The organism is Pseudooceanicola batsensis HTCC2597, from assembly GCF_000152725.1.
GTDB lineage: Bacteria > Pseudomonadota > Alphaproteobacteria > Rhodobacterales > Rhodobacteraceae > Pseudooceanicola > Pseudooceanicola batsensis.
The window spans coordinates 69,170-86,702 of the sequence record NZ_CH724131.1; the positions used below are offsets into that span (position 1 = coordinate 69,170).

Here is a 17,533-nt window from a genome sequence, read left to right on the forward strand (position 1 = left end):
CGCCGATGTCGGCCGATCTGAATATCATCCTCCCCGAAATCATCCTGGCCCTCTTCGCCATGCTGGCGCTGATCGTCGCGGTCTATACCGGCAAGGACCGGCTGGCCCCGGCGATGACCTGGATCACCGCGGGCGTGCTGGTCCTGCTGGCCGTCTGGGTCGGCTTCACCGGAGAGGGCGACCGCGCCGCGTTCGGCGGCATGTTCATCGACGACGCCTTTGCCCGCTTTGCCAAGGTCACGCTGCTGCTCTCGGCGGCGGCGGTGCTGGTCATGGGGCAGGAGTACATGGAGCGCCGCAACATCCTGCGGTTCGAATACCCGGTCCTCGTCGCCCTGGCGGTGGTCGGCATGATGATGATGGTGTCGGCCGGAGATCTGATGGCGCTCTACATGGGGCTCGAGCTTCAGTCGCTCTCGCTCTATGTCGTGGCGTCGCTGCGCCGGGATTCCGTCCGCTCGACCGAGGCGGGGCTCAAGTACTTCGTGCTGGGCGCGCTCTCCTCGGGGATGCTGCTCTACGGCGCCTCGCTGGTCTACGGCTTCTCGGGCACCACGCTCTTCGCGGGGATCGTCGCGGCGGCGGGCGACAGCGGTCATGCGCCGATCGGCCTGCTCTTCGGCATCGTCTTCATGCTGGCGGGCCTGGCCTTCAAGGTCAGCGCCGTGCCCTTCCACATGTGGACGCCGGATGTCTACGAGGGCGCGCCGACCCCGATCACCGCCTTCTTCGCCACCGCCCCGAAGGTCGCGGCCATGGGCCTTTTCGCCCGGGTCATGCACGATGCCTTCGGCGGTGTGGTCGCGGACTGGCAGCAGATCGTCGCGCTGCTGTCGATCCTGTCGATGTTCCTCGGGGCCATCGCCGCCATCGGCCAGACCAACATCAAGCGCCTGATGGCCTATTCCTCGATCGCGCACATGGGCTATGCCCTGATCGGCCTCGCCGCCGGGACCGAGCAGGGGGTGGGCGCCATGCTCACCTATCTCGCCATCTACGTGACGATGAACGTGGGCACCTTCGCCTTCATCCTGTCGATGCAGCGCGACGGCGAGCCGGTGACCGACATCGCCGCGCTCAACCTCTACGCCCGGGCCGAGCCGGCGCGCGCTCTGGCCATGCTGATCCTGCTGTTCTCGCTGGCCGGCGTGCCGCCGATGCTGGGCTTCTTCGCCAAGCTGGGCGTCTGGCAGGCCGGGCTCGCCGCCGACATGGTCTGGCTCGTGGCGCTGTCCGCCGTCGCTTCGGCCATCGGGGCCTACTATTACCTGCGGATCGTCTTCTACATGTACTTCGGCTCTGAGGGCGCACAGGTCGAGACGGGCAGGTCACCGGTCCTCTGGGCGCTTCTCATGGTTCCCGCGGCGGCGATGATCCTCGGCATCGTCAACCTGTTCGGGATCGACGGCATGGCGCAGGCCGCGGCAGCCTCGCTGGTCAACTGATCCGATGGGCGCGGACCCGGCATGGCCCGAGGGTCATGACCGCATCGTGCTGGAGACGGTCGACAGCACCCTGAACGAGGCGCAGCGGCGGTTCGCGGGGGGCATCAACCGTCCCACCTGGATCCTCGCCCTGGCGCAGACCGCCGCCCGGGGGCGCCGCGGGCGGCCCTGGTCCATGCCGCCGGGGAACTTCGCCGCGACACTGATCCTGCCGACGACCGAGAGGCCCGACCGGATCGCGCTGCGCAGCTTCACCACCTCTCTCGCGCTGTTCGACGCCTGCGTGGGCGCCACCGGGCGCACCGAAGGGCTGGCGCTGAAATGGCCGAACGACGTGCTGCTGAATGGCGGCAAGCTGGCCGGCATCCTTCTCGAGACGCTGCAGTCGGGGGGCCGCACCGCCGGCGCCGCGATCGGGATCGGCGTCAACCTGGCATCGGCACCGGAGGTGTCCGAAGTCGAAGAGCGGGCGCTGCGGCCCGTGGCGCTGACCGGGATGGGCGCGTCGCCGCCCCCCGAAGACTTCCTGGAGCTGCTGGCGCAGGCCTTCGACCGCTACGAGACCCAGTTCAGGCATTACGGTTTCGCCCCGATCCGCACCGCATGGCTGGACCGCGCGGCGCATCTGGGCGAGGTCATCACCGCCCGCACCGGCATGAGCGAGACGACGGGACGGTTCGAAACCATCGACGAGACCGGCCAGCTGGTACTGTCCACGGACGGGAGCCGCAGGACCATAGCGGCGGCGGACATCTATTTCTGAGAGGGGGCCACCCATGCTTCTTGCGATCGACTGCGGCAACACCAACACCGTCTTTTCCATCTGGGATGGCGAACGGTTTCTCTGCACCCTGCGGACCTCGACCGAGCATCAGCGGACCGCCGATCAGTATTACGTCTGGATCTCGACCCTGCTGGAACACCACGAGATCCCGCTGGACATCAACGCGGTCATCATCTCGACGACCGTGCCGCGTGTCGTTTTCAACCTTCGCGTGCTGGCCGATCGCTATTTCAACTGCCGGCCCTATGTCGTCGGCAAAGCCGAATGCCTGCTGCCCACGCAGCCCCGCGTCGACGAGGGAACGGTTGTCGGCCCCGACCGCCTGGTCAATGCGGCGGGCGGTTTTGACCGCTACGGCGGGGACCTGATCATCGTCGATTTCGGCACCGCCACCACCTTTGACGTGGTGGCCGAGGACGGCGCCTATGTCGGCGGCATCATCGCGCCGGGCGTGAACCTGTCACTGCAGGCCCTGCACGAGATGGCCGCCGCCCTGCCGCATGTGGACGTGACCAAGCCGCAGAAGGTCATCGGCACCAACACCGTCGCCTGCATGCAGTCCGGCGTCTTCTGGGGCTATGTCGGGCTGGTCCGCGAGATCACCCAACGGATCAAGGCCGAATATGAACGTCCCATGAAGGTTATTTCGACCGGGGGCCTTGCGCCGCTCTTCGGTCAGGGCGATACCCTCTACGATGAATTCGACGAATTCCTGACGATCCACGGATTGCGGATCATCTACGATTACAATCGAGAGCAGGGCAACGCATGAGCAATGAACGGCTGATCTATCTCCCCCTTGGCGGTGCCGGGGAAATCGGCATGAACGCCTATGTCTATGGCTATGGCGCGCCGGGAGAAGAGCGGCTGATCCTCGTGGATATCGGCGTCACCTTTCCCGACATGGACACGACGCCGGGCGTGGACCTGATCTTTGCCGACATCTCCTGGCTGGAAGAGCGGAAGGACCGGCTCGAGGCGGTCTTCATCACCCATGCCCACGAGGACCACGTGGGCGCGGTCGGTCATCTCTATGAACGGCTGGGTGCGCCCAAGATCTACGCCCGCGCCTTCACGACCAACATCGCCCGCGGCAAGCTGGCGGAATACGGGGTGGGAGACAACGCGGTGACGGTCGCCAATGCCTGGCCCGACCGGATCGAGGCGGGGCCCTTCCGCGTCGGCTTCCTGCCGATCTCGCATTCCATCCCGGAAAGCTCTGCGCTGGTCATCGACAGCCCCGAGGGCCGGGTCATCCATACCGGCGACTTCAAGCTCGACACCGATCCGGTGGTCGGCGAGGCATTCGACGAAGAGCTCTGGTCCGACGTGGCGGCGCCCGGCGTGCGCGCGCTGGTCTGCGACTCGACCAATGTCTTCTCGGGGCACCCCGGCCGGTCGGAGAGCACCGTCGGGTCCGAAATCACCGCGCTGGTCAACAGGTCGACAGGCATGTTCGTGGCCACGACCTTTGCGTCCAACGTGGCCCGGGTGAAGACCCTGGCCGAGGCGGGGATCGCCGCCGGCCGGTCCATATGCCTGCTGGGCCGGGCCATGCGCCGGATGATCGAGGCGGCGGTGCAGACCGGCGTCCTCTCGGACTTCCCCTCGGTCGTCTCGCCCGAGGATGCGCGCAACATCCCCCGGGAAAACCTGATGCTGATCGTCACAGGGTCGCAGGGCGAACGCCGCGCCGCCTCGGCGCAGCTGTCGCGGGGCAAGCACCTGGGTATCGCGTTGAAGGAAGGCGACACCTTTCTCTTTTCCTCCAAGACGATCCCGGGCAACGAACGCGATGTGATCCGGATCATCAACGCCTTCTCGGAAATGGGCGTGGACGTGGTCGACGACAGCTCGGGGCTCTATCACGTGTCCGGCCATGCCAACCGCCCCGACCTCGAAAAGCTGCACGCCCTGGTCGATCCGCAATTCATCGTCCCGATGCACGGCGAGCACCGGCATCTGCGCGAACACGCCAAGCTGGCCGACCGGAACCGCCGTAAGGGCATCCTCGCGGTGAACGGCACCATGGTCTCGCTCTCCGGCAATGCGCCCGAGATCGTGGACTATGTCGAGACCGGGCGGACCTATCTGGACGGATCGGTGCAGATCGGCGCGCTGGACGGCATCGTGCGCGACCGTATCCGCATGGCGCTGAACGGGCATGTGACCGTGACGGTCGTGCTGGACGAAGAGGACGAGCCCCTGGGCGAGCCGTGGTGCGACCTGATGGGCCTGCCCGAGATCGGCCGGTCCCGCGCACCGCTTCAGGACGTGCTCGAGGAGGACCTGAGCCAGTTCCTGAACCGCGCCGGGACGGCGACCATGACGGATGACGACAAGATCGAGGAGGCGCTGCGCCGCACGGTGCGCCAGACCGCCCAGAACGAGATCGGCAAGAAACCCGAGGTCACCATCGTCGTCAGCCGGCTGACCTGATCGACCCGGCCGTGCGCATCAGGTGCAGGATGCCGTCGCGCACCAGGGCGGGGGACTGGAACTCAAGCCCGATCTGCCGGCCGTGCGACCATCGCCACCGGACGCGAAGCAGCAGAACGTGATCGATCCGCAAATCGCCCAGCCCGGACAGCTCGTAGGCGCAGGCGTGCAGCGGCATCTCGATCCGCGCCCCGAAGAGCGACAGATCGAGAACCCGGACCAGGATCGACCGGTCCGGGAACACCGCCGTGCCGAGCAGATCGACGGAACAGCGGTCGAAGCGCCGCCGGGAGCGGGGGGTGGTCGAATATTCCAGCGGCACGAAAACGGCTCCATCCGGGTGGGATGGAGCCGATCTGACATCAAAACCTTACGATAAGCTGAAGGCGGGCAAGGACACCGGATCAGCCGGTGCGACGTTCCGCAAAGCTGAGGGCGATGAAGCTGGGCATGTGATCGCCCATGCCGACCACCTTGGACTCGTCCTCGCGTCCGCGGCGGCCGCCCCGGGCCTTCTGCTGCGGCGCGGGCACCTCGGTAGGTACGTCATCCCTGGTGGGGGTCTCGGCGGCCTCGGCCTCGGCGGTATCGGTCTTGGGCTTGCCGCGGCTGCGGGTCCGCTTGGGCTTGTCGGCCTTCTCCGGCGCGTCGCCCTCGGGCTTGGCGGCCGGTGCATTCGGCAGGTCGATCCGCGGAATGGTCTTTTCGATCAGCGATTCGATGTCGGCGAGGTTCTTTTCGTCGCGCGGAACGCAGATCATGATCGCCTTGCCCGACCGGCCGGCGCGGCCGGTGCGGCCGATCCGGTGCACGTAATCCTCGGCATGAGAGGGGACGTCGAAATTGAAGACGTGGCTCACGTTCGGGATATCGAGGCCGCGCGCGGCCACATCGGAGGCCACGAGAAAGCGCAGCGACCCGTCGCGGAACCCTTCGAGCGTCTTGGTGCGCTGCGATTGTTCCAGATCGCCATGGATCGGCGCTGCGTCGAAGCCGTACTTTTTCAGTGACTTGGCGGTCACATCCACATCTGTCTTGCGGTTGCAGAAGATGATGGCGTTGCGACAGTCCTCGCCCTCGCGGTCGATCAGGTCGCGCAGGACCTGCCGTTTTTCCGATCCCTCGCGATCCCGGCGGGAGCCCTTGAACATCACCACGCCCTGTTCGATCGTCTCGCTGGCCGTGGCCTGCCGGGCGACTTCGACGCGGGCGGGGCCCGAAAGGAAGGTATTGGTAATTCTCTCGATCTCGGGCGCCATCGTGGCCGAGAAGAAAAGCGTCTGGCGGGTGAACGGCGTAAGGCTGAATATCCGTTCGATATCAGGAATAAAGCCCATGTCGAGCATGCGGTCGGCTTCGTCCACCACCATGATCTGCACGCCGGTCAGCAAAAGCTTTCCACGTTCGAAATGGTCAAGCAGCCGGCCGGGCGTCGCGATCAGAACATCGACGCCGCGGTCGATCAGGGCGTCCTGTTCCTTGAAGCTGACGCCACCGATCAGCAGCGCCTTGGTCAGCTTGAGGTGTTTCGTGTAAGTGTCGAAATTCTCGGCGACTTGCGCCGCGAGTTCCCGCGTCGGGGCCAGCACCAGACTGCGCGGCATCCGCGCCCGGGCACGGCCCTTGGACAGCAGCGTGATCATCGGCAGCGTGAAGCTGGCTGTCTTGCCGGTGCCGGTCTGCGCGATCCCGAGGACGTCGCGCCCCTCGAGAGCGGGGGGAATGGCGCCCTGCTGGATCGGCGTCGGCGATTCGTAGCCGGCGTCGGCAATGGCTTGCAGGACCTTGGGGTCCAGATTCAGGTCGGTAAATTTTGTCATGCGTATCCGTGGTTTGCGGACACGTCTGGGCCCGCGCGGCTGATGGACCGGCTTGCCCGGGTGGCTCTGAAGCAGTTCAGATCGGTCCAATTGACAAGGGGCATACCCGAAAAATGCAGTCGGGTCAAATATGTAACGGCTATGCGCTGGCCAGCGCCCCGGGAAAGTGTTTTTCCCTGACCGCGTCGAGTGGCAGCTTGACGCGGCGCAGCAGACCGTCTCGCGCCAGCCGGTCGAGATGCCCCGGCGTTGCCGCGCACACCTCGTCGAAAAAGTGCCGGAGCGCGGGCTCGCCGCCCTTGGCCTCGATTGTCGCCAGAAGATCGTGCATCGACAGGCCCCCCTGATCGACGGGGCGGTTCGGTTTCAGCCCCGCCCGGTATGACCCGCGTTCGTGCCGGAAGCGGTAGTGCGCGCGCCATTGCGCCCAGTCGGTCGCATGCAGATGGGCAAGGGCCAGGGTGGAAAGTTCAACGGCGCCGGGGTTCTCTCCGAGTTCCGTGAGGATGTTGTGGATGCGGAATTCCGCGCCGGGCAGGCCGGTCCGGACCAGGATCTTGCCGGCGACATGGCTCAGGAAGCCGCCGTCGAGGTAGGGACCATAGGTCGGCCAGATCACCGGCGCCTGCTGCCGCCGAGCCTTCCGGTCGAGCGTCAGCATCTTGAAATTCCAGTGATCCGCGCCCGGGGCGTCCGGAGCGAGCGCCTCCATCGGGCGCAGGCGGGCCACGTGGCAATCGGCGGGCAGCGCGGCCAGAAGGGTTTCCACCGGTGCGTCGGGGATCAGGAACTCGTCCACGTCGATGTGACCCAGCCAGTCCACGTCCGCCCGCCGCCTGTAGGTCCGGGTCGCGTTCCGGGTCTGACGGGCCTGGTGCTTCTCCGGCCGGGGCTTACCGGTCGCCTCCCAATAGGCGGCGTCGGTCGTGAGGGGCCGGATGCGCGGATGTGCCTTGAGGATGGCGAAGGTCCCGGGGTCCGTCTCGTCCAGATGGATGAAAAGCCGGTGCGCCCCGAGGTCCAGGTGCCAGGCGGCAAAGTCCAGCACGTCGCGCCGGGGCGCGCGGATGGTCGAGACCAGCCCCCAGGTCGTCATGTGGCGGGCCGTCTGCGCACGGCCGTCCGCACAGGGAGCAGGGCGCGTGTATGAACTGTCCCGGGCAACGTCTTGATCCGCCATGGACCGCACGACTTGTCCACACGGGCGGGAAAGGTCGTGTCAGGGAAAGCGGACGGGGTCGGCATGCGCGCAGACTGGCCCGGGGCGTGCCCGCTGGCAAGCCCGCGGGCGCGGCCGTTCAGACCATCATTTCCTTGGTCGCCGACAGGGTGACGTCGGGATAATCCCGCTCGACCCGGTCGATGTCCCATTGCAGGCGCGTCAGATAGACGACGTCGCCATCATGGTCGGTGGCGATATGCTGCTTGTTTGCATTCACAAACTTATCAACAGCTTGCCGCTCTCCCTTGACCCACCTCGCCGAGGTGAACTGCGAGCTGTCGAACCGGACGGGCAGGCCGTATTCCATCTCGATCCGGCTGCCCAGCACCTCGAACTGGAGCGGGCCGACCACCCCGACGATGAAGCCCGAGCCGAAGGACGGCTTGAAGACTTTCGCGGCGCCTTCCTCGGCGAACTGCATCAGCGCCTTTTCCAGATGCTTGGCCTTCATCGGATCGCCTGCGCGGCACGATTGCAGCAGTTCCGGCGCGAACGACGGGATGCCGGTGACGCGCAGCGCCTCGCCCTCGGTCAGGGTGTCGCCGATGCGCAGTTGCCCGTGGTTGGGGATGCCGATGATGTCGCCGGCCCAGGCCTCTTCCGCCAGTTCGCGGTCCGAGGCCAGGAACATCACCGGGTTGGAGATGGTCATCGGTTTCTTGGACCGCACGTGGGTCAGCTTCATGCCGCGCTCGAAATGGCCCGAGGCCATGCGGACAAAGGCCACCCGGTCGCGGTGCTTCGGGTCCATGTTGGCCTGGACCTTGAAGACGAATCCCGCGACCTTCTTTTCCTCGGGCGCGATCTGGCGCGGCTCGGCCGACTGGACCTGCGGGACGGGGCCGTAGGTGGCGATGCCGTCCATCAGTTCCTTCACCCCGAACGAGTTGATGGCCGAGCCGAACCAGATCGGCGTCATGTGCCCTTCGAGCACCGACTGCGGATCGAGCTTGGGCAGCAGTTCCCGTGCCATCTCGACCTCTTCCACCAGTTTGTCGAGCAGGTGCGGCGGGACGTGTTCGGCCAGCTTGGGATCCTCGAGTCCGGCGATTCGGATCGACTCGGCCACCTTGTTGCGGTCCTTTCGGTCCATCAGTTCCAGCCGGTCGCGCAGGATGTCGTAGCAGCCCAGGAACTCGGACCCGACGCCGATCGGCCACGAGGCCGGTGTGACGTCGATCGCGAGGTTTTCCTGGATCTCGTCGATGATGTCGAAGGTATCGCGGCTTTCCCGGTCCATCTTGTTGCAGAAGGTCAGGATCGGCAGGTCGCGCAGGCGGCAGACCTCGAACAGCTTCCGGGTCTGGCTTTCGACCCCCTTGGCGCCGTCGATGACCATGACCGCCGCATCGACCGCGGTCAGCGTGCGATAGGTGTCCTCGGAAAAGTCCGAGTGACCGGGCGTGTCGACGAGATTGAAGCGGAAGTCGCTGTAATCGAAGGACATCGCTGAGGCCGAGACCGAGATCCCACGGTCCTTTTCCATCTGCATGAAGTCGGACCGCGTGCGCCGTGCCTCGCCCTTGGCGCGGACCTGTCCGGCCATCTGGATCGCCCCGCCGAACAGCAGGAACTTTTCGGTCAGCGTGGTCTTGCCCGCATCCGGATGCGAGATGATCGCAAAGGTGCGGCGGCGGGCGATTTCGGGCGGCAGGTCGGGCCTGTTGGCGGGCGTATCGAGCATGGCGCGGATATATCAGCCCCGCGCGAAACGGCAAGACGAGCCGTGGCACAGGCGCCGCGCCGCGGAACGAACGGGCGGGGTTCGGGGTTTTCCGGGGGATGATCGAAGGAGGCATGACATGGCCAAGAACCACGCCAACAGCGTCAAGGACGATGAACTCTACGAAGAGCTGCGCGACAAGGAGGGCTATTCCAAGGAAAAGGCGGCCCGCATCGCCAACGCGCAGGCGAACGACAGCCAGCACCCCTCGAAGAAGGGGGGCAAGCAGCCACCCTACGAGGATTGGACGAAGGACGAACTCTATGACCGGGCGCAGGAACTCGACATCGACGGGCGGTCGGACATGAGCAAGGACGAGCTGATCGACGCGCTCAGGGGATGAGGCCGGTCATTCCCCGATCTGCAGGATGCGCGTGCTTTCGCCCGACGGGCAGCAGCGCGGATCGTTCTCGAGCAGTTCGAAGATAACGAGGCTGATGGTGCGGCCCTCCTGCTCGACGCGCTTGAGCGACCGGTTCATGCCGATATTCGCATGGGTGCCGAACCCGGTATCGGCCCCGTCGAACAGGTATGTCCGGACCGAGATCGAATTGCCGCCGGTCCAGAGCGCGGGCTGCACCAGCCATTCCGTCGTGCCGTCGCCCTCGAGGTCGATTTCCCATGCGGCCACCCCGTCGATCTCCTCGCCGTTGCCTTGCGCCTCGGCCTTGAGCATGTCGAAGATCGGGCCGGGTGTCTGCTCCGCGCGCGGGACCACCTCGGCGGCCGCTGCGCCGGTCATCGCGATGAGGGCGAAGATGGCAAGGGGATTCGTCATCGGCGTCTCCGGGATGGTCCGTCCGGAGGTTAAGGGGCCCGCTAACGCGGCGTCAACGGAGTTGCGCGGGCGTCACTGGCCGACCGCGCGGCGCGAGGCGGTGCGCAACAGTTCGGCCGTCTCGGGCCTGTCCAGCAGGCCCTGCTGAACCTCGAACTGGAGATGCAGGTCGTTCGCGTGCCCCGGCAGGGCGCGGGCCAGCACCTCGTCCAGTTCGCGAGGCAGCGCCGCGCGGGTCCGCGTGTCGATCAGGAGCGTCTCGGCGGCGATACCTTCGGCATAGATGATCTCGTGCTTGTCGAAGAGCAGTTGGTAGTATTCCACGAAACCGCCGTCCTGCTGGGTGATCGTGTCGCCGTTCAAGAGGTGGCGCGCCTTGACCAGAAGCTCTTTCCGGCCCGCGCCTATCGCGTCCTCGCGCTGATAGATGAACAGCCGGTGATCGGGGCTGACCACGAGGTCGCTGGCATTGTTCAGCGCGCCGGCCCGGATCGAGATCGGGGCAAAATCGCCGACGGCGCGCACGGTGGAATGGCCGATCCAGCGGATTTCCTGCGGTCCGTCGTCGCGCGTCAGGACGCGATCCCCCACGGCCAGCCGTTCGATCGCCGTCTGCGCGCCCGAAGCCATGGTGATCTTGGTGCCACGGGTGAACGAGACGCAGGCGACCTCGGCGAACTTGCGCGCAGCCTCGCGCGTGTCGATCCCGACCAGCATGTAGTCGGTGCGCGGCGTCATCGGCGCGAGGGGCAGGGCGTAGACCGCCGCCGCATCGCCGTACATGTCGACCTCGACCAGGACCAGCACCTCGGTCGTGGCGCTGTCGGGCGACATGAACGTCAGGCAGCTGTCGAGATGCAGCGAGGCGCCGGGCGTTCCGGTCTCGGTATCCTCGCCCACGGTGATCGCGCCGCTGGCCGAGGATTCTATCCCGAGGCGCAGCCTGTGCGGCCGGTCCGCGAACCAGTAGGCGTCGTCGGGGGTCAGCTCTTGTGCGAAGGTCAGGTCGTCGCCCTCGTTCGCACCGTGCACGCAGATCAGGTCCCGGGCATGGAAAACCGGAACCGAGGCGCTTGGTTTCGCGATGGCTGAGATCATGTCCCCTGCACCTTTCATCTTCCGGCCGTTGCGGGTCGGACCGATGTCTAGGCATCGATTGTGGCGGCATCCGGGCGGGTCCCGGGTGTTTTGCCGTCATTGTTGCGTTCCGGGCCGGCAATCGAAATAACATGCAACTTGCAAACATTGGCATAACGGGCGCCCGTGCCCGAGAGGAAGGATATATGGACCTAGGTATTGCAGGCAAGCGCGCGCTGGTATGCGCATCGTCCAAGGGGTTGGGGCGCGGTTGTGCCATGGCCCTGGCCGAGGCGGGCGTGTCCCTCGTTCTGAACGCGCGCGGCGCCGACGCGCTCGAGGCCACCGCCGAGGAGATCCGCAGCGCGCATGACGTGGAGGTCACCGCCGTGGCCGCCGACATCACCACCGAAGACGGCCGGGCGAAGGTTCTCGACGCCGCGGGAACTCTCGACATCCTGGTCAACAACGCGGGCGGCCCGCCCCCGGGGATGTGGTCCGACTGGGAGCGCGAGGATTTCATCCAGGCGCTCGAGGCCAACATGCTGACGCCGATCGCGCTGATGAAGACGCTGCTGCCCGGCATGATCGAGAGGAAATGGGGCAGGGTGGTCAACATCACCTCGGCCTCTGTCCGGTCGCCGATCGCGCAGCTCGGCCTGTCGAATTCGGCCCGCGCCGGGCTGACGGGCTATGTCGCCGGCACCGCGCGCCAGGTGGCCAGGCATGGGGTGAGGATCAACAACCTCCTGCCCGGTCTGCACGACACCGACCGCGCCAGATCCCTGGTCGAGGCCACCGCCAAGCGCGAGGGGATCAGCGTCGAGGAGGCCGCGCAGGCCCGGGACGACGCCAACCCCACGGGACGGATCGGCCGGGCCGACGAATTCGGCGCCACCTGCGCCTTCATGTGCTCGGTTCATGCGGGCTACATGGTGGGGCAGAACATCCTGCTCGACGGTGGCGCCTTCAACTCGACGATCTAGATGGCGGGCGGCTATTCCCTGAAGGATCAGCTCTTCAACGCGGAGAAGGTCGGCTATCTGGCCGGCCTTTTCCGCGCCGTCGACCCCGGCTTCGACCCGGGCTTCGAGGGCAACTGCCTGCGGCGCTTTCCCGACCTCGAGCTGAAACAGCGCATCGCCTGGATCGCCGAATGCCTCGGTCCGGCCCTGCCGGCCGATTTCCCCGCCGCCGCCGCGATGATCGAGGCGGCGCTGCCGCCGCCGCTCGACCCGACACGCACCGATGACGATTTCGGCGACTTCATCTTCGCGCCCCTCGGCGACTATGCCGTCATCCACGGTCTCGAGCATCACCGCACCCGCGCCCTCGACCTTCTCGAGGCCCTGACGCAGCGCTTTTCCATGGAATATGCCATCCGGCACTTCATCAACCGCTGGCCCGATGAGACCTTCGACCGTTTCGGTGCATGGGCAGGGCATCCGAATTATCACGTCCGGCGGCTGGTCTCGGAAGGATCCCGCCCAAAACTGCCCTGGGGGGCCGGCATCGCGACCGACCCAGCCCGCCCCCTGCCGCTGCTCGACCGGCTGCATGGCGATCCCGCCCGCTTCGTCACGCGCTCGGTCGCCAACCATCTCAACGACCTCTCCAAGATCGACGCGGCCCCGGTCCTCGCGACGCTGATCCGCTGGCGCGAGGAGGGGCGTCAGGACCGGCGCGAACTGGACTGGATGACGCGCCACGCCCTGCGCGATCTTGTCAAAAAGGGCCATTCCGGCGCGCTCACGCTGCTGGGCTACCGGGTGGAGGGGCACATCGAAGCCGAACTCGCGCTGCCCGGGACGGCGCGAATCGGCGAAAGGCTGGATTTCGCGGTGACGCTGCGCTGCGACGAGGATCTCCCCGTCCTCGTCGACTATGTCATGCGCTGTCCGCGGCCCGGCGGAAAGGAGCGGGTCAAGGTGCACAGGCTCAAGATGGCGCGGCTCGGGGCGGGGCGGCCCCTCACCCTGACCAAGAGCCACCGCCTGCCGGCGGATGCCAGCACCTACCGGCTTCATCCCGGCCCCCACCGGATCGCGATCCAGGTCAACGGCCGCATCCGCGCCACCGGCACAGTGACCCTGACCGACTGAGACTTGCCGCGCCTGTCGCGCCCTGCTACGCACCCCGAAACCTTAGTAAATCCATCGGAAAAGTTCTTGGCCCCCGTCCCGCGTCTGGAAATCCGCAACCTGACACGCCGTTTCGACGGGCGCGCGGTCGTCGACGATCTGTCGCTCACGATCATGCCGGGGCAGGTGACCTGCCTGCTCGGCCCTTCGGGCTGCGGCAAATCGACCACCCTGCGCATGATCGCGGGGGTCGAGATGCAGGACGCGGGCGAGATCTGGGTCGACGGCACGCTGGTCTGCGACACCGTCTTCCGCGTCCCGGCCGAACGCCGCCGCATCGGCCTGATGTTCCAGGACTTCGCGCTCTTCCCCCACCTGTCCGTGGCCGAGAACGTCGCCTTCGGCCTCGCCGGACCGGCCGCGGAAAAACGCGCCCGGGTCGAGACCATGCTGGACCGGGTCAGCCTGCGCCGCTTCATCGACGCCTGGCCGCACGAACTTTCGGGCGGGGAACAGCAGCGGGTCGCCCTGGCCCGGGCGCTCGCCCCGGACCCGCGCATCATGCTGATGGACGAACCGTTCTCGGGTCTCGACAACCGCCTGCGGGACGAGATCCGCGACACCACCCTCTCGATCCTGAAAGAGGCCGGCACGGCCGTCCTCCTCGTCACCCACGAACCCGACGAGGCCATGCGCATGGCCGACGACATCGCCCTCATGCGGCAGGGACGCATCGTGCAGCAGGGCGCGCCCTACAACATCTACAACGCCCCCAAGGACAAGCAGACGGTCTCGTTCTTCAGCGACATCAACGTCATCCGCGGCACCGTCCGCGGCGCGCTGACCGAGACCCCCTTCGGTCGCTTCCTCGCCCCCGGCGTGCCCGACGGCCAGCAGGTCGAGATCGTGATCCGCCCGCAGCACCTCAAGATCGACTTCGACCGCGACGGCTCGGGCCCGCTGCCCACGGCACAGGACGGCACCCCCGCCCGCGGCACGGTGATCCGCGCCCGCTTCATGGGGCGCGAAAGCCTGGTGGAGTTCCGCATGGATCACGATGGCTCCACCATCCGCGCGGTGGTCCCGAACGTCTTCCTGCCGCGCCCTGGCAAACCGCTCTGGCTCACCATCCGCCGCGACCGCTGCTTCGTCTTCCCGGTGACGGGCTGATCTTCTTTGGTCCGGCAAGTATCCCGGGGTGAATGGCGCGCGGCCCCCGGCCGCGCGGCAGAGGGGCAGCGCCCCTCGCACACCGGAAGAGGCCCGCGCCCGGACCGGGCAAAAACTCTCACGATTCAAGGATTGCACCTTCCCCTCGCGCCCCCGACCCATTAGATACGTCAGGACTTTCGACCCGGTCGGCCCGCCGTCCGGTTCTCAGGGGAGAGATGACATGCTCAACAACATTGGTCCCATGGGCCTCCTGCTGATCGCCGTGGTCGTGCTGGTCCTGTTCGGACGCGGCAAGATCTCCTCGCTCATGGGCGAGGTCGGCAAGGGCATCACCGCCTTCAAGAAGGGCGTGAGCGACGGCAGCAAGGAACTGGAGGACGCGCAGGCCGAAGAGGCCCGCGACGTGACGCCGGAAGAAAAAGACAAGGCGTAACCCCTCATGTTCGGCATGGGCTGGACCGAAATTCTGCTCATCGGCATCGTGGCGCTCATCGTTGTGGGGCCCAGGGACCTTCCGGTCCTCTTCCGCAACATGGGGCGCTACGTCGGCAAGGCGCGCGCGATGGCGCGGGAGTTTTCCCGCGCCATGGAGGATGCCGCCGACCAGTCCGGCATGAAGGAGGCGAGCGACGCCTTCCGCGGCATGTCGAACCCGGCCAAGTACGGGCTGGACAAGGTCAAGGACGCCGCCGATTTCACCAAGTGGGAACCCGACTCCCATACCGGCAAACTGGCCGAGGACCGGGCCGAGGCCGCAAAGAAGATTCACGCCGCCAGCGCCGACCGCGCCCAGAAGCGCCGCGACGAAGAGGCGGCGACGGCGGCTGAGGGCGCCCCCGCCGGCGACGAGCCTGTCGAGACGGCCGGCGCCTCCCAGGCCGAGGCCACGCCAGACGCCGGCTCATCAGGGGACAAGGCATGACCACCGCCGAAGACGAGATCGACGACAGCTCCGCCCCGCTGATCGAACACCTGGCGGAACTGCGCACGCGCCTGATCCGGTCGGTGCTGGCCTTCATCGCCGGCATGGTGATCTGCTTCACCGTCTGGAACCCGGTGTTCAATTTCCTGACCCAGCCGCTCTGCGACGCCATGGCGGCCCGCGGCGAAAGCGGCGACTGCGGCCTGATCCTGATCAAGCTGCAGGAGGGCTTTTTCGTCGCCATCTCGATCTCGCTTCTGGGCGGGCTGATCCTCGCCTTCCCCTACATCTCCTTCCAGATGTGGCGCTTCGTGGCCCCGGGCCTCTACCGCACGGAGAAGAACGCCTTCCTGCCGTTCCTGCTGGCCTCGCCGGGAATGTTCTTCCTCGGCGCGGCCTTCGCCTTCTACGTCGTCACGCCGCTGGCCTTCGACTTCTTCCTGGGCTTCCAGCAGCCCGGCTCGGTCCTGGGCGAGGAAACGGCCGAGAACGGCGTCGCCGGCATCGCCTTCCAGGGCTCCGCGCAGGAATACCTCTCGCTGACGATCAAGTTCATCGTCGCCTTCGGCCTCTGCTTCCAGCTTCCGGTCCTGCTGACGCTCATGGGCAAGGCGGGGCTGGTCTCTTCCGAGGGGCTGGGCAATGTCCGCAAATATGCCGTCGTAGCGATCCTGGTCCTGGCCGCCCTGGTCACGCCGCCGGATGTGATCACCCAGATCATCCTCTTCGTCGTGGTCTACGGGCTCTACGAGATTTCGATCTGGCTGGTCCGCCGGGTCGAGACCCGGCGCGAGGAACGCCTGCGCGCCGAAGGCTACTATGACGACGAGGAAGAGATGTCCGATATCGTCGCGGCCGAAGACCCGCTGCACGAGGACGAGACCGGATCCTCCGGACGCGGGAATGACTGACGACGCCCTGAGCCGGATCGCCGCCGCGCTGGAGCGGATCGCCCCCGCGCCGCTCGCCTCGCCGGATTTCGACCGGGCCGACGCCTTCGTCTGGCACACCGGACCGGAACGGCTGGTCCCGGTCGAGAAGGTGGCCCGCGTCGATCTCTCGCTGCTGCTGGGCATCGACCGCGCCCGCGATACGCTGTTGGCCAACACGCTTCAGTTCGCCGGGGGCTACCCGGCGAACAACGCGCTGCTCTGGGGCGCGCGTGGCATGGGCAAGTCGAGCCTGGTCAAGGCCGTTCATGCCGAGATCCTCTCGCGCGGCATTTCCCTGAAGATCGTCGAGCTTCAGCGCGAGGACCTGCCGACCGTGACCCGGCTCATGCAGATCCTCGGCGACACCGCGCACCGGTTCCTTCTGTTCTGCGACGACCTCAGCTTCAGCCACGATGACCAGCACTACAAGTCGCTCAAGGCAGTGCTCGACGGCGGCATCTCGGGCCGGCCGGACAACGTGCTCTTCTACGCCACCTCCAACCGCCGCCACCTCATGCCGCGCGACATGATCGAGAACGAGCGCTCCACGGCCATCTCTCCCTCCGAGGCGACCGAGGAAAAGGTCTCGCTCTCCGATCGGTTCGGCCTCTGGCTGGGCTTCCACCCCTGCGCGCAGGACGAATACCTCGCGATGATCGAGGGCTATTGCGCGGCGCATGGCCTGAGAATCGACCCCGAGACCCTCCGCGCCGAGGCGATCGAGTGGCAGGCCACGCGCGGCGGCCGCTCCGGCCGTGTCGCCTGGCAGTTCTTCACCGATCTCGCCGGCCGCCACGGCATCCGGATCGCCTGATCCTTCTTTGGTCCTGAAAATATCCCGGGGCGGGAATTGGCCGCAGGCTAAGGGAGGGGCAGGGCCCCTCCGCTCTTGCCGTCTCGTGCGGGGACCCGTGCGGCCGGCCTTCGCAAACGGGGCAGCGGCCGCCCCGAGGGGGGCGCAACCCAAGCCGATCCACCGACCGACACCCTGACCACCCGCGGCAAACGGCGCCGTTCTTCACGCCATCCCCACATCATCCCCGGGCCCGACCCGAGGATCTCCGGCCATCTCGCACCCGTTCGCAAGTTCCTGGGGAAGGGCCGAGGCTTGCGACCCGCCGTATGCGCACAGCCCGT

18 protein-coding genes are annotated in these 17,533 nt (G+C 66.8%); 12 read left to right on the forward strand and 6 right to left on the reverse strand.

Annotation, left to right across the window (positions count from 1 at the left end):
- The first annotated feature begins 5 nt into the window (after nt 1-5).
- The 4 genes from nuoN to OB2597_RS04475 are packed head-to-tail and all read left to right on the forward strand — an operon-like array spanning nt 6 to nt 4,668.
- Nucleotides 6-1,445 (forward strand): NADH-quinone oxidoreductase subunit NuoN, encoded by a 1,440-nt coding sequence (nuoN, locus tag OB2597_RS04460; protein WP_009804325.1) that lies wholly within the window; start codon nt 6-8, stop codon nt 1,443-1,445.
- Nucleotides 1,446-1,449: 4 nt separating this feature from the next.
- The gene (locus OB2597_RS04465; protein WP_009804326.1) at nt 1,450-2,208 is read left to right on the forward strand and encodes a biotin--[acetyl-CoA-carboxylase] ligase; all 759 of its coding nucleotides are present in this window, start codon (nt 1,450-1,452) and stop codon (nt 2,206-2,208) included.
- 13 nt (nt 2,209-2,221) lie between these two features.
- Nucleotides 2,222-3,001, forward strand: a complete 780-nt coding sequence (locus OB2597_RS04470) for a type III pantothenate kinase (protein ID WP_009804327.1) — start codon at nt 2,222-2,224, stop codon at nt 2,999-3,001.
- Nucleotides 2,998-4,668 (forward strand): ribonuclease J, encoded by a 1,671-nt coding sequence (locus OB2597_RS04475; RefSeq protein WP_009804328.1) that lies wholly within the window; start codon nt 2,998-3,000, stop codon nt 4,666-4,668. The genes OB2597_RS04470 and OB2597_RS04475 overlap by 4 nt, the downstream gene beginning before the upstream one ends.
- On the opposite strand, the gene OB2597_RS04480 is transcribed toward OB2597_RS04475, so the two are convergent.
- The 4 genes from OB2597_RS04480 to OB2597_RS04495 all read right to left on the reverse strand — a co-directional run bounded on the left by OB2597_RS04480 (nt 4,652) and on the right by OB2597_RS04495 (nt 9,394).
- Nucleotides 4,652-4,990: a PilZ domain-containing protein gene (locus OB2597_RS04480; RefSeq protein ID WP_009804329.1), complete on the reverse strand. Its 339-nt coding sequence runs from the start codon at nt 4,988-4,990 to the stop codon at nt 4,652-4,654. The two genes, OB2597_RS04475 and OB2597_RS04480, sit on opposite strands and share 17 nt — an antisense overlap.
- 82 nt (nt 4,991-5,072) lie before the next feature.
- Entirely contained in the window at nt 5,073-6,488 is a 1,416-nt protein-coding gene (locus OB2597_RS04485; RefSeq protein ID WP_009804330.1) for a DEAD/DEAH box helicase, read from the reverse strand.
- A 139-nt stretch (nt 6,489-6,627) separates the two neighbouring features.
- The gene (locus OB2597_RS04490) at nt 6,628-7,584 is read right to left on the reverse strand and encodes a glycosyltransferase family 2 protein (protein WP_009804331.1); all 957 of its coding nucleotides are present in this window, start codon (nt 7,582-7,584) and stop codon (nt 6,628-6,630) included.
- Nucleotides 7,585-7,786: 202 nt separating this feature from the next.
- On the reverse strand, nt 7,787-9,394 hold the full coding sequence (locus OB2597_RS04495) for a peptide chain release factor 3 (protein ID WP_009804332.1): 1,608 nt from the start codon (nt 9,392-9,394) through the stop codon (nt 7,787-7,789).
- A 118-nt stretch (nt 9,395-9,512) separates the two neighbouring features.
- Between OB2597_RS04495 and OB2597_RS04500 the strand changes: the two genes are divergently transcribed.
- Nucleotides 9,513-9,776 carry a DUF7218 family protein gene (locus OB2597_RS04500; RefSeq protein WP_009804333.1) on the forward strand — a complete coding sequence of 88 codons (264 nt, stop codon included), beginning with the start codon at nt 9,513-9,515 and terminating at the stop codon, nt 9,774-9,776.
- Nucleotides 9,777-9,782: 6 nt separating this feature from the next.
- Here the strand turns inward: OB2597_RS04500 and OB2597_RS04505 are convergent, their stop codons facing one another.
- Both OB2597_RS04505 and OB2597_RS04510 read right to left on the reverse strand, forming a co-directional pair.
- Nucleotides 9,783-10,211: a hypothetical protein gene (locus OB2597_RS04505; protein ID WP_009804334.1), complete on the reverse strand. Its 429-nt coding sequence runs from the start codon at nt 10,209-10,211 to the stop codon at nt 9,783-9,785.
- 72 nt (nt 10,212-10,283) lie between these two features.
- Nucleotides 10,284-11,309, reverse strand: a complete 1,026-nt coding sequence (locus OB2597_RS04510) for a Hint domain-containing protein (protein WP_009804335.1) — start codon at nt 11,307-11,309, stop codon at nt 10,284-10,286.
- Nucleotides 11,310-11,494: 185 nt separating this feature from the next.
- Between OB2597_RS04510 and OB2597_RS04515 the strand changes: the two genes are divergently transcribed.
- The 7 genes from OB2597_RS04515 to OB2597_RS04545 all read left to right on the forward strand — a co-directional run bounded on the left by OB2597_RS04515 (nt 11,495) and on the right by OB2597_RS04545 (nt 17,210).
- A complete protein-coding gene (locus tag OB2597_RS04515) occupies nt 11,495-12,274 on the forward strand; it encodes an SDR family oxidoreductase (RefSeq protein ID WP_040609113.1) in 780 nt (259 codons plus the stop codon).
- Nucleotides 12,275-13,390 (forward strand): hypothetical protein, encoded by a 1,116-nt coding sequence (locus OB2597_RS04520; protein WP_009804337.1) that lies wholly within the window; start codon nt 12,275-12,277, stop codon nt 13,388-13,390.
- Nucleotides 13,391-13,456: 66 nt separating this feature from the next.
- Nucleotides 13,457-14,539, forward strand: a complete 1,083-nt coding sequence (locus OB2597_RS04525; RefSeq protein WP_009804339.1) for an ABC transporter ATP-binding protein — start codon at nt 13,457-13,459, stop codon at nt 14,537-14,539.
- A gap of 223 nt (nt 14,540-14,762) precedes the next feature.
- Nucleotides 14,763-14,975 (forward strand): twin-arginine translocase TatA/TatE family subunit, encoded by a 213-nt coding sequence (gene tatA, locus OB2597_RS04530; RefSeq protein WP_009804340.1) that lies wholly within the window; start codon nt 14,763-14,765, stop codon nt 14,973-14,975.
- A 6-nt stretch (nt 14,976-14,981) separates the two neighbouring features.
- Nucleotides 14,982-15,464 (forward strand): Sec-independent protein translocase protein TatB, encoded by a 483-nt coding sequence (tatB, locus tag OB2597_RS04535; protein ID WP_009804341.1) that lies wholly within the window; start codon nt 14,982-14,984, stop codon nt 15,462-15,464.
- Nucleotides 15,461-16,375 carry a twin-arginine translocase subunit TatC gene (tatC, locus tag OB2597_RS04540; RefSeq protein WP_009804342.1) on the forward strand — a complete coding sequence of 305 codons (915 nt, stop codon included), beginning with the start codon at nt 15,461-15,463 and terminating at the stop codon, nt 16,373-16,375. Before tatB ends, tatC begins: the two co-directional genes overlap by 4 nt.
- Entirely contained in the window at nt 16,368-17,210 is an 843-nt protein-coding gene (locus OB2597_RS04545; RefSeq protein ID WP_009804343.1) for an ATP-binding protein, read from the forward strand. The genes tatC and OB2597_RS04545 overlap by 8 nt, the downstream gene beginning before the upstream one ends.
- Nucleotides 17,211-17,533: the final 323 nt, after the last annotated feature.

Bases quoted from the DNA above. Each gene is read 5' to 3' on its own strand.
- nuoN (WP_009804325.1), top strand. From the start codon at position 6: ATGTCGGCCGATCTGAATATCATCCTCCCCGAAATCATCCTGGCCCTC.
- OB2597_RS04465 (WP_009804326.1), top strand. From the start codon at position 1,450: ATGGGCGCGGACCCGGCATGGCCCGAGGGTCATGACCGCATCGTGCTG.
- OB2597_RS04470 (WP_009804327.1), top strand. From the start codon at position 2,222: ATGCTTCTTGCGATCGACTGCGGCAACACCAACACCGTCTTTTCCATC.
- OB2597_RS04475 (WP_009804328.1), top strand. From the start codon at position 2,998: ATGAGCAATGAACGGCTGATCTATCTCCCCCTTGGCGGTGCCGGGGAA.
- OB2597_RS04485 (WP_009804330.1), bottom strand. From the start codon at position 6,488: ATGACAAAATTTACCGACCTGAATCTGGACCCCAAGGTCCTGCAAGCC.
- OB2597_RS04490 (WP_009804331.1), bottom strand. From the start codon at position 7,584: ATGACGACCTGGGGGCTGGTCTCGACCATCCGCGCGCCCCGGCGCGAC.
- OB2597_RS04495 (WP_009804332.1), bottom strand. From the start codon at position 9,394: ATGCTCGATACGCCCGCCAACAGGCCCGACCTGCCGCCCGAAATCGCC.
- OB2597_RS04500 (WP_009804333.1), top strand. From the start codon at position 9,513: ATGGCCAAGAACCACGCCAACAGCGTCAAGGACGATGAACTCTACGAA.
- OB2597_RS04505 (WP_009804334.1), bottom strand. From the start codon at position 10,211: ATGACGAATCCCCTTGCCATCTTCGCCCTCATCGCGATGACCGGCGCA.
- OB2597_RS04510 (WP_009804335.1), bottom strand. From the start codon at position 11,309: ATGATCTCAGCCATCGCGAAACCAAGCGCCTCGGTTCCGGTTTTCCAT.
- OB2597_RS04515 (WP_040609113.1), top strand. From the start codon at position 11,495: ATGGACCTAGGTATTGCAGGCAAGCGCGCGCTGGTATGCGCATCGTCC.
- OB2597_RS04520 (WP_009804337.1), top strand. From the start codon at position 12,275: ATGGCGGGCGGCTATTCCCTGAAGGATCAGCTCTTCAACGCGGAGAAG.
- tatA (WP_009804340.1), top strand. From the start codon at position 14,763: ATGCTCAACAACATTGGTCCCATGGGCCTCCTGCTGATCGCCGTGGTC.
- tatB (WP_009804341.1), top strand. From the start codon at position 14,982: ATGTTCGGCATGGGCTGGACCGAAATTCTGCTCATCGGCATCGTGGCG.
- tatC (WP_009804342.1), top strand. From the start codon at position 15,461: ATGACCACCGCCGAAGACGAGATCGACGACAGCTCCGCCCCGCTGATC.
- OB2597_RS04545 (WP_009804343.1), top strand. From the start codon at position 16,368: ATGACTGACGACGCCCTGAGCCGGATCGCCGCCGCGCTGGAGCGGATC.